This window comes from Lonsdalea iberica (assembly GCF_002111585.1).
Classification (GTDB): Bacteria; Pseudomonadota; Gammaproteobacteria; order Enterobacterales; family Enterobacteriaceae; genus Lonsdalea; species Lonsdalea iberica.
This window is the reverse complement of sequence record NZ_LUTP01000097.1, coordinates 1-1,925: the sequence shown is the minus strand read 5'-3', so window position 1 is coordinate 1,925 and position 1,925 is coordinate 1. Positions and strand designations below refer to the sequence as shown.

General features: G+C 53.5%; 3 protein-coding genes. All 3 read right to left on the bottom strand.

Annotated elements, in window-relative coordinates; translation table 11 throughout:
* Positions 1–1,080, bottom strand: a 1,080-nt coding sequence (locus tag AU511_RS16740; RefSeq protein ID WP_139829422.1) for a Clp protease N-terminal domain-containing protein, incomplete at its 3' end; no start/stop codon positions are given.
* A gap of 125 nt (positions 1,081–1,205) precedes the next feature.
* Complete coding sequence (locus AU511_RS16735; RefSeq protein ID WP_094110351.1) at positions 1,206–1,553, bottom strand: hypothetical protein; 348 nt, start codon at positions 1,551–1,553, stop codon at positions 1,206–1,208.
* Positions 1,554–1,598: 45 nt separating this feature from the next.
* On the bottom strand, positions 1,599–1,925 hold a 327-nt coding region (gene tssD / locus AU511_RS16730; protein ID WP_094110350.1), incomplete at its 5' end, for a type VI secretion system tube protein TssD.

Sequence of the window (1,925 nt, the reverse complement as noted above, 5' to 3'; positions counted from 1 at the left end):
GTCGCGCTCAAAATACTGCTTGTATTCGGACCAGGTCGTCGCGGCGATGGTGCGTAGTTCGCCACGTGCCAGAGCGGGTTTCAACAGGTTAGCCGCATCCGCGCCCCCCGCCTGATTACCGGCACCGATGATGGTGTGGGCTTCGTCAATAAACAGCAGGACAGGCACCGGCGACTGCTGGACTGCATCAATCACGTTTTTCAGACGCTGTTCAAACTCACCTTTCACGCCTGCGCCCGCCTGCAACAGACCGAGGTCAAGGGTGCGCAGGATGACCGGCTTGAGGGATTCCGGGACGTTGCCCTCGGCAATCCGCAATGCCAGGCCTTCCACCAGGGCGGTTTTACCGACGCCCGGTTCACCGACCAGGATCGGGTTGTTCTTGCGGCGGCGCGAGAGAATATCGACCATCTGGCGGATTTCAGTATCGCGGCCGAAGACCGGGTCAATCTTGCCCTCTCTGGCTTTGGCCGTGACATCGAGGGTGAACTTATCCAGCGCGTTCTGCAGGGCCGGGTTTAGCTCCCCCTCTTTCACTTCTGCCCCAGCAGGACGACCGACCATTTCGACATCGCTTCCCTGTTGGGCCAATTCTGCCTCCTGCTGCATCTCCGGGCGCTCATCAGATTGTGCATCCAGTAGCGGGCGAAGACGCTCAAGCTGGCTCTGCCCGAGGGTCAGCAGCGGCCACAGACCGTCACAGCGCGCCAGTTTAGGTTTATCAACCAGCGCCATCAGCAGATGGATGCTGCGGATTTGTTCCTCACCATTAAGCGAAGCAATCAGCCAGGCTTCCTGCAGCAGTTTCTGAATATCTGCGGATAACTGCGGGCGACTGCGTACCGAGCGCGGCTGATTATCCAGCCAGCCGAGCAAATCCTGCCACAGTGCATCCATGTCCCACTCGTAGCGGCGTGCCAGCACCGTCAGGTCACCTTCCCCCTGCTCGAGCAGCTTCAGTAGCCAGTGCTCCGGCAAAATTTCCGCATGGGCGCGGGTCTGGCAGAGCAAAGCCGCCCCTTCCATCGCACGAGCACAGTAAGGGTTCAGACGTCGCAGCAGGATGGCTGGATTTTCCATGAGTTTCTCTCTTTATTGGTTCCTGGACACGCTACCGCCCCTCGCCATTAACCGAGGCGCATAAGGTTTTTTAACATCAGAAGTATGCGGTGCCACTGAGACACCCCATACTGAACAATCAAATACTATTTCCGCTTTAGTCTTTCTTTTGCTGGAATAACTTGTTCGTGTTTTGTCGCTCCCCACCCGTTGCGAAATCCGGGGAACCCCACTTTTTTCCAGTTAAGCTTTATTTTTTTCTTTTCAATACACGCAGCCACAAAGCGATGCTGTCCATCCAGGATATAAATCACACCCATTGAGTCCTTCCAGACATTAATGGATAACTCGGCTCCACTTTGTATTTGGGCTATTTTTTCAGCCACGACAGATGGAATAACAGCCTGCTGTGCCGGCTGAGGTATACCAGTATTTGTTGCCAGTGACTTGCCTGTCGGGTCATACCCAATTGATGCACAATCGAAATAATCCAAAATATGCTCCTAATAAAGGCAGATATAATCTGCCTTTCAGTTAAACTAGGCGGTGGCGCGTTCATTCCACGCATCGGAATGAATGATGTTGCCGTCTTTATAGGTCCAGGTGATTTTTTCGTAGCGCAGTTCGATTGTTTCCAAATGATTGTGCTTCTCTTTGGACGCATCTTTGATGTCGTACATCAACGGAGCCACTCTGACCAACTTCACGTTTTCCAGTTTGGTGTTGAAGTACTCCACTTCCTGGCCTGCGTCGTTGATTTTGTACCACTTGAATTCTGCAGATTTCAGGGTCTGCCCGGTGGTCACAGCCTTGTACAGATAAGGGCTGGATGAGTCGATTTCCTTGGTAAATAGGAACGGCATATG